Origin of the sequence: Oerskovia sp. NPDC060287 (assembly GCF_042726775.1) — a bacterium.
GTDB classification, from domain to species: domain Bacteria; phylum Actinomycetota; class Actinomycetes; order Actinomycetales; family Cellulomonadaceae; genus Oerskovia; species Oerskovia merdavium.
Window position 1 is genome coordinate 1 of the sequence record NZ_JBHXBO010000176.1, and the last position, 8,769, is coordinate 8,769.

Genomic DNA, 8,769 nt, shown 5'->3' on the forward strand with positions numbered 1-8,769 from the left:
GGCATTAACTATCAAGCACACTGTTGAGTTCTCAAGCAACCGACACGCACCGACTCCAACCCGTTTCCAGGCCTTCACTCGGGGCAACTTCTCTAATCTACCAGACTCTTTCCGGCTTCTCAACCCGCCGTTTCCGGCGGAGAAGATCTACCTGAGCCAGCCTCCCAGCAGATCATCCAACGACGCACGAGTGCCTCGTCGAGATCTTCAGGGTGGCCACCCGGGGGTTCCAGCCACTTCGCGGCGGCTCCGAGGAGCTTCGCAGTGGTGTCTGTTCCTCCCTGCCGGGCTGACTTCCAGAACATTACGCGGTGCGCCTCGACTCCGTCAACTCCGCCTGGTGCAGCCCTCCGTCGCCACGCCGGACACCCGGAGAGCCTCGCGCACGGTGCTCGCTCGACACCACCGTGGCTAGGTCCCCACCCGCCCCACGTCCCGGACCTGGCGCCCCGCTCGCGCCCATCGGAACGAGACCCTGTCCCCCGGTCGGAGCTGCGCCGCGGTGTCGAGCCCGTCCGCGGCGACGACCGCGATCACCGGGTAGCCGCCCGTGACCGGGTGGTCGCGCAGGAACAGCACCGGGTTCCCGTCGGGCGGCACCTGGATCGCCCCGGGCACGAGCCCCTCGCTCGCCGGCTCCCCGCGACGACGGCGGATCGTCGGGCCCGAGAGGCGCAGCCCCACCCTGTTGCTGGCGTTCGAGACCTCGAACTCCCCCTCGAGCAGCGTGGCCAGTGCGTCGTCGTCGAACCACTCCGGCCGGGGTCCCCCGCGGACGTCCAGCGCGACGCCCACCGGGCCGCCCGTCGGGAACGCGCGACGCGAGGGCACCGCCTCGACGACCGGCAGCGCCGAGGGTCGCGGCCCGATCGCCACCAGGTCCCCCGCACGCAACGGCGCCGGCCCCAGCTCGGCGAGGACGTCGTACGAACGCGACCCGAGCACCGGCGGGGCCTCGAACCCGCCCCGCACGCCCACGTAGGTGCGCGCTCCACCGACGGGGAAGCCCAGCCTCAGCACCGATCCGGGTCGCGCGACGAGGAGCGCCTGCATCCCGACCGGGGTCCCGTCGAGCGTCGCGGGCGCGGGCGCGCCTGCGAGAGCGAACGTCGCTCGCTCGTGGAACCGCACGGCCAGCCCACCGAGCGTCACCTCGAGCGCGGCTGCGGCGCCGTCGTTGGCGAGCAGCCGGTTCACCAGACGGAGTGCGCCCTGGTCCGCCGCGCCGGACCGACCGACGCCAGCCGCGGCCCACCCCGGGCGGCCCCCGTCCTCGACCAGCGTGAGGAGCCCGGGCGCGAGGACCTCGACACCGCGCGGCTCGCGCGGGGCACCCCGGTCGACACGCTCGGCCGCACCGGGAGCACCAGGTGCACCGGGCACGAGCCGGTCCTGGCGGGCTCGCCCCGGTCCACCGGCCGCGGCGCCGCCACCGCCACCGCCACCACCACCGCCGACAGGAGTGCGCCCGCCGTCACGCGCGGCCCTGTCACCCTCGCCCACGGTCTTGTCCCCGCGGGCCCCACCGTCCTGGTCGTCGTCGTCCAGCCGCTCGACCGCGAAAAACCGGACCCGGGTGCCCGCAGTGAGCAGCGCGGGCGGGTCCCGGTCGACGTCGAACAGGTCCACGTCGGTCCGCCCCAGCAGCCGCCACCCGCCCGGCGTCGCCCGCGGGTAGACCGCGGTGAGGTCTCCCGCGAGCGCGACCGACCCCGCGGGAACCCGCGTCCTGGGCGTCGCGAGGCGGGGCGCGGCGATGGCCGGGTCCACCTCGGTCAGGTACCCGAAGCCCGGCATGAAGCCGCCGAACGCGACCACGTACTCGCGGCCCGTGTGACGGGCGACGACCTCGGCGACCGACAAGCCGGCCCAGGCGGCGACGTCGGCCAGGTCCTCCCCGTCGTAGACGACGGGGATCTCGACGACGGCCGCCGCCCCCTGCGTCGCAGCGCCCGGCGCACCGGCTCGCGAGTCAGGATCCGTTCCCCCCTCCGCGCCCCCGCGGCGGGCGACCGAGGCCCAGGCCGTGCGGACCTCGCCCTCGACGCGGGCCAGGTCGGCGGAGCTCGCCGTGTCGTCGAGCAGCACGAGCACCGTGCGTGCCGCGGGCACGACGTCCGCGACCCCCGGCACACGTAGCGCTCGCAGCGCGGCGGCCAACGCATGGACCTCGTCGAGCCCGGGCAGGTCGACCAGGAGTGCCCGGTCGCCGTAGGGGCGCACCGGCAACCGGTCGGTCCCGTCCCCAGCGCCGCCCACGGTCGCTCCTGTGGTCGCGCCCGCCGTGCCCGTCCGGACGTCGCCTCGGGGCGGCCCGCCGGCATCCGCACGCGCCGTGTCACCACCAGGACGCCGGCCGCCCGTCGGCCGTGCGGCGTCCGTGGGCCTGCTCATCCGCCGAACCGCTGCACGACGACGCCGCTCGCCTCGAGCGTCCGGCGCACCTCGGTCAGGAGCACGACCGCGCCCGGGGTGTCGGAGTGGATGCAGACCGAGTCGGCCTCGACCGTGATCTCGCTGCCGTCGGACGCGACCACGACGCCCTCCGTCACGAGGCGCAGCGCCCGCTCGGCGACCGCGGCCGGGTCGTGCAGGACCGCGCCGGGAGTCCCCCGGGGCACGAGCGACCCGTCGGGCGCGTAGCCGCGGTCGGCGAAGACCTCGTGCACCACGGGCAGCCCCGCCTGCCGGGCGAGCCGAAGCACCGCCGAGCCGGACATCCCGACGACCGGGAGCGTCGGGTCGTAGCCCGCGACCGCCTCCACGACGGCGCGCGCCTGCTCCTCGTGCCGGACGATCGCGTTGTAGAGCGCGCCGTGGGGCTTGACGTACCGGACCCGGTCGCCGGCCAGGCGCGCGAACGCGTCGAGGGCGCCGAGCTGGTAGACCACGTCCGCCGTCAGCTCCGCGGGAGCCACCGCGAGGAAGCGCCGTCCGAAGCCCGCGAGGTCGCGGTACGCGACGTGCGCGCCGATGCTCACGCCCCGCTCGACGGCGGCTCGCGTCACGGTGCGCATGATCGTCGGGTCCCCCGCGTGGAACCCGCACGCGACGTTCGCGCTGGTCACGAGATCGAGCAGGGCGTCGTCGTCCGCGAGCGCCCACGGCCCGAACCCCTCGCCCAGGTCCGCGTTGAGGTCGATGCGGCGCGCGCCGGGCGCCGTGAGGTGTGCCATGCCCCCATCATCGCCGAGAACGCCTGCGCCCAGCAGGGGCCGCCGCGGACAGCACGGGCCCCGGAGCACGGCTGTCGGCCGTGACCTCGTGGTCACGACCGGCTGTCCCTCCGGGTTCTCCGGTCCCGGTGACTCGGCTCCGTCGCCGGGAGGTTCCGTCAGGCCATCGAGGGTTCGGCGTCGACCAGGTCGGCGCGGATCTCCTCACGCAGCTGTGGCGTGGGTTCGTGTCCGTGCTTGCTGACCATGTGGTCGTACGCGGCGTCGAGGACCTCCTCCTCCTCGCCGGCGATCGTCAGCGTGCAGTTGATCACGCTGGGCGTCGTCCGACAGTCGACCATCTTCCTCATGTGCTCTCACCTCCCCTCACGCGGACCCCGTCGTCGGGGCTCCGGGCGGGGCGGCGTCCGTGGGCTGGGCGGGCGACGTCTCCGGTCCTTCCACCGTCCTCCGTGCGCGGTGAGGTGTCAACGGCGCGGGTCGCTCGCACGCCGGGGGCGCGCGTCCGCAGGGCGGGGACGCGCGCGGTTCGGTGCTCGCCGGCCCGACGGCGGTCCGCGCCTCCCGTGCGTGGGTGCACCCGGGTAGATTGCGCGGGTGACGACCTCCCTGCGCCCCGCGACCCCGGACGACGCCGAGCGCCTCGCGGCGCTCGCGGCGATCACCTTCCCGCTCGCGTGCCCGCCCGGCTCGGACCCCGCCGCGGTCGCCGAGCACATCCGCACGCAGCTCTCCCCCGAGAGGTTCGCGGCCTGGGCCGCGAGCGCCGACCACGCGCTGCTCCTCGCCGAGGCCGCAGGCCCCGGAGAGGTCCTCGACGGCAACCCTGACGGCGGCAGCACACCCGACGGCACCACCGCGGACCACCGTCTCGTCGGCTACGCCCTGCTCGTGCGCGCGGTGCCCGCCGACCAGGACATCGTCGCGGTCGTCGGGGACGAGCCGACGGTCGAGCTCTCCAAGATCTACGTGCACCCCGGCTCCCAGGGCACGGGGGTCGCGAGCGACCTCATGCGGGCCGCGCTCAACGCGGCGCCGGGACTGGTCCCCGACCGGGCCGTGTGGCTCGGCACCAACGAGGAGAACGCACGGGCCCAGGCCTTCTACCGCAAGCACGGCTTCGAGGTCGCCGGGAGGCGGACCTACGTCGTGGGCGGCGAGTCGCACGACGACGTGGTGATGGTCCGCCCGCTGGGCTGAGTTCGGCCCGGCACGCTCCGGGGCACGCTGCGCACCGTGGCGAGCGACGCCGTCGGGCACCATGCTGAGCCGCGCCCCGCACGCGTGCCGGACGACGGACGGGGCGGGACCCCGAAGGATCCCGCCCCGCCCGCTGCTGCGGTCGACCGGCCGGCGACGCCGCCCGTCACTCGCGCGACGGGTCAGCCTCTCGACCGGTCACCCGGTCACCCGCAGCTCGTGGCCCCGTAGGCGACGTCGAAGGTCGTCGTCCGACCCCCGGCCGTCGCGGTGACCTGCGCGACCCCTGCCTCCACCGCGCCGGCACGCGCGCTGAAGGACTGGTGCGCGGACTTCCCCGGCGCGACGCCGAGGAAGGTCTTGGTGCCGAACGGCGTCGTGACGACGATGTCCGCGGGGACGTCCTCGTCGTTGACCACACGGACCGAGACGTTGGCGGTCCGCCCCACGCACTGGGACCTGACCGTCGTGGTGACCTCGACCTCGGGCTCCGGCTCGGCCGTCAGGTCCTTGACCTGGACGTTGCGGAACGAGACGTCGTCGCCGTTGCCGTGGTTCTGCAGCCCGATGTAGCCGGACGACAGGTCACGCGACGGTTCGGTCGAGGTGAAGTCGTTGATCAGCGTCCCGTTGAGGAACACCCGGATCCGCTGCCCCTCGACCTTGATCTCGTACGAGTTCCACTCCCCCGGCGCCTTGAGGACGGCGTCGCGAGCCGCGAGGTCGGCGCTCTGGAACGTGTAGATCGCACCCGTCGTGCGGTCGTCGGCGTCCGTCGCGTCGATCTGGATCTCGTAGCCCTGGTTGACCGCGACCCACGGGTCGTTCCCCGGGTCGGGGAACCCGACGAAGACGCCCGAGTTGTCGTCCCCGGCCATCTTCCAGTCGAGCGTGAGGCTGTAGGCCTCGAGCTCCTCGGGGTACCAGAGCAGGCCCATGCCCCCGGTGGACAGCATGGAGCAGTCCTCCTGGAGCGCGAACCCGCCCGGCCCGGCCATCTTCCAGCCCGCGAGCGACTCGGCCGTGCCGTCGAAGAGCATGCGGTAGCCCTCCGCGGGCGTGGCCGGCTCGCAGACCTCGGGCTCGTCCTCGACGAACGTGACGTCGCCGAACGCGACCGTCGTGGGAGCCGTCTGGTTCTTGCCGAGCGCGAACGGCCCCGGCGCGATCCCCGCGAGCGTGTCGTTCGTGACCGGTGCGAGGTCCGTCCAGGTGACGCCGTCGAGCGACCAGGAGCCCGTGAACGTGCTCCCGTCACGCGTCAGGCGCACGTGATACGTCTTGTCGGCCTCGCGCGGCAGGTCGGACACGCCGGGCTGCGGGTTCTGGACCACGTCGCCCTTCTCGCTGCGTGCCTCGAAGCCCACGGTCCCGGCTCCCGCCCCGTTGTGGATCACGCCCACCTTGACGTAGTTGGCCTGGTCCTTGAAGACCATGAGGCCGCCCTGGTGGTAGTTCTGCGTGAGGTCGGCCGTGATGGTCGTCTCGACCGTCCACTCGTCACCCGTGACGACCTTGTTGCGCAGGATGTTCGGCACGGTCGAGTTGGTCGCGCCGAACACGTCGTCGTCCGTGGTGGTCAGGCGCAGCGCGCCGCCGCTCACCGCGAGCTTGGACGCGTCCGGGTTGACGACGTACCAGCGGCACGCGTCGAGCTCGGTGCCCTCGAACGTGTCGCTCGCCGTCGTGCCCTCGCACGTGGGCGGCGTGCCGTCCACGAGGCGCACGTAGTCGAACGCGACGTCGATCTGCGCCGTGCCCGCGAGCTTGCCGAGCGCGAAGACCCCGACCCCGGCGTCCTGCGCCGCCACGTTCTTCACGCCACCGGGCAGCGCGGCCCAGGACTGGCCGTTGTCGACCGAGACCTGACCCGTGAACGTGTCGCCCGCCCGCGAGAGACGCAGCAGGTACTCGCCGTAGACCGGCTTGGCGAGGTTGTCGATCCCCGGCTGCGGGTTCTGCGTGACGTCCCCGACCTCGCTGCGCAGCTCGGCACGCACCGAGCCGTCGTCGTTGCCGACCACGTCGAGCTTCACGTAGTTCTTCTCGTCGAGGTAGACGATGATGCCGCCCTGCTGGGCCGACCGGGCGAGCGGCGCCGTGAACGACGTCTCCACGGTCCAGGTGTCGCCCGGCTGGTCGGTCGTGACGATGTTCGGCACGGGCGAGTTCGCCGTGCCGTAGAAGTCGTCGTCGGTCGTGGTGACGACCCACTTGCCGTCGCGGACCTCGGCGAGGTCCGGGCGGTAGCTGTGGACGTCCCAGCGGCACGCATCGATCGACGCACCGAGGAACTCGTCCTCGGGCCCGCGCTGCGGGTCGGGCTCGGTGCACTCGAGCGCACCGAACGTCGTCACCTTCACGGTGCCCGACGCCGAGGCGCCGGCCGGGTCCTTGACGGTCACCTTGGCCGTGAACGCGCCGCCCGTCGTGTAGGTGTGCGAGACCTGGGCCCCCGTGCCGGTGCCCCCGTCGCCGAAGTCCCACGCGTACGTGAGGTCGTCGCCGTCGGCGTCGGTCGCCGTGGCCGTGAAGGTCACGTCGAGCGGGGCGTCGCCCGTGGTGGGCGTGCCCGTGACGGCCGTGAGCCTGGGTGCCACGTTGTTCGCGGCCCCCTTGCCGGCGAAGTGGAGCGAGTCGACGTCGAACATGTCGCCCGTGCCCCCCGACGCCGAGCGCGCGACGAAGAACAGCGTGTTCGTGCCGCCCGGGTCGGTGATCGGCACGACGTCGGACGACGCGTGCGTCTCCCAGCTGCCCGTCGAGCCCATCGTGATGGTCCCGAGGAGCGGACCGTTCGCGGCTCCCACCCGGACGTCGATGAGACCGCCCGCGTTGCCCGACGTGTAGCGCGCCGAGATGCCCGTGATGTCCTTGAGGTTCATCCGGTCGAACGCGAACCAGTCGCCCGCGGCGATGTAGCCGAGCTGCTTGGCGCCCTCGGCCGCGGTCTTGTCGACGACCTGGACCCCCTGCTGCGACGTGAAGTACTCGGCCTGCTTGGTGCGCGTGTGGAGCACCACCTCGTCGTCGCTGCTGAGAGCCGGCACGCCCTCGGCGCCACCGTCGGTGTACGTCGCGTTGACGACCCCGAAGATGTTGGCGTCGAGCCCGTGGCCCTCGTCCTTGACGGTCGTCAGGACGCCCTCGCAACCGGTCGCGCTCGACAGCGGGTGACCGTGGTTGTCGTGGCCGAGGATGTACTCGACGACGACGTTGTCGCAGTCGACCTGCGTCCCGTCCTCGGCGTCGGTGACCGTGACCTTGAACGGCACCTGGTCACCGAAGTCGAAGAACTGCCCGTCCTGCGGCAGGTCGAGCGTCACCACGGGGGCGGTGTTGCCGACCGTGATCGTCGTGGTCGCGACGCCCGTCTTGCCGTCGGGGGCCGTGACCGTCAGACGGGCCGTGTACTGGCCCTTGGTGGTGTACGTGTGCGTCACGACGGGCTCGGTCGAGTCGACCGTGCCGTCCGAGTCCACGTCCCACGCGTACGTGAGCGGCAGGTTCTCCGGGTGCTTGGAGGCCGACCCGTCGAGGACGACCTCGAGCGGCGCGCCGCCGTTGGTCACCGACGCCTCGATCTCGGCGACCGGGGAGCGCGAGCCCTTGACGTAGTCGATGCGGTAGACCGCGGAGTCCGCGGCGCCGCCGAAGTAGCCGCTGCCATAGTCGAGCACGTACAGCGAGCCGTCCGGACCGAACTCGAGGTTCATGGGACGACGGATGTTCAGACCCGTCAGAGCCGGGGCGAAGCCCGCGGGGCTGCCGTCCTCGTCGAGCACGGCCTCCTTGATCCAGCGCCGCTCCCACTCGTACAGCAGGGGCTTGCCGTCGTAGTACGCGGGGAACTTGGTCTCCGAGACGAGCTCGGGGTCGTAGTTGTAGACCACGGCACCCATGGGCGACTCGCCGCCCGAGCCGAACGCGGGGACGTTGCCGCCGTCGTAGGGCTGCCAGGCCGCGATGGCCGGCGGCAGGTCCACGAGACCCGTGTTGTTCGGGCTCGTGTTCTTGGGAGCGCTGCAGTCGAACGCCGCGCCCGAGGTGCCCGTCGCGAAGTCGTAGTCGACGTAGGGGACGTTGGCCCCCACGCAGTACGGCCAGCCGTAGTTGCCGGGCTCGGTGATGACGTTGAACTCGACCGAGCCGCCGGGGCCGCGGTTCGCGTTCGCACCGCCCGCGTCGGGCCCGTAGTCACCGAGGTGCACGTAACCCGTGGCCTTGTCGACCGAGAACCGGAAGGGGTTGCGGAAGCCCATCGCGTAGATCTCGGGGCGGGTCTTGTCCGTCCCCGGGGCGAAGAGGTTGCCGTCCGGGATCGAGTAGGTCCCGTCGTCCTTCATGGTGATGCGCAGGAGCTTGCCGCGCAGGTCGTTGGTGTTGCCTGACG

At 72.7% G+C, this 8,769-nt stretch carries 5 protein-coding genes; 1 reads left to right on the forward strand and 4 read right to left on the reverse strand.

The features are described from left to right. Positions 1 to 411: 411 nt before the first annotated feature. From pxpB to ACFWFR_RS14450, 3 genes are all read right to left on the reverse strand, one after another. Positions 412 to 2,259: a 5-oxoprolinase subunit PxpB gene (gene pxpB, locus ACFWFR_RS14440; protein WP_377623412.1), complete on the reverse strand. Its 1,848-nt coding sequence runs from the start codon at positions 2,257 to 2,259 to the stop codon at positions 412 to 414. A 131-nt stretch (positions 2,260 to 2,390) separates the two neighbouring features. Continuing rightward, a complete protein-coding gene (locus ACFWFR_RS14445) occupies positions 2,391 to 3,176 on the reverse strand; it encodes a LamB/YcsF family protein (RefSeq protein ID WP_377623413.1) in 786 nt (261 codons plus the stop codon). A gap of 158 nt (positions 3,177 to 3,334) precedes the next feature. Then, the gene (locus ACFWFR_RS14450) at positions 3,335 to 3,526 is read right to left on the reverse strand and encodes a DUF1059 domain-containing protein (protein WP_191799874.1); all 192 of its coding nucleotides are present in this window, start codon (positions 3,524 to 3,526) and stop codon (positions 3,335 to 3,337) included. A gap of 247 nt (positions 3,527 to 3,773) precedes the next feature. On the opposite strand from ACFWFR_RS14450, the gene ACFWFR_RS14455 reads away from it, so the two are divergent. Beyond that, positions 3,774 to 4,376, forward strand: a complete 603-nt coding sequence (locus ACFWFR_RS14455) for a GNAT family N-acetyltransferase (protein WP_377623414.1) — start codon at positions 3,774 to 3,776, stop codon at positions 4,374 to 4,376. 206 nt (positions 4,377 to 4,582) lie between these two features. On the opposite strand, the gene ACFWFR_RS14460 is transcribed toward ACFWFR_RS14455, so the two are convergent. After that, positions 4,583 to 8,769: family 16 glycoside hydrolase (locus ACFWFR_RS14460; protein ID WP_377623415.1), on the reverse strand; the 4,187-nt coding region annotated here is incomplete at its 5' end.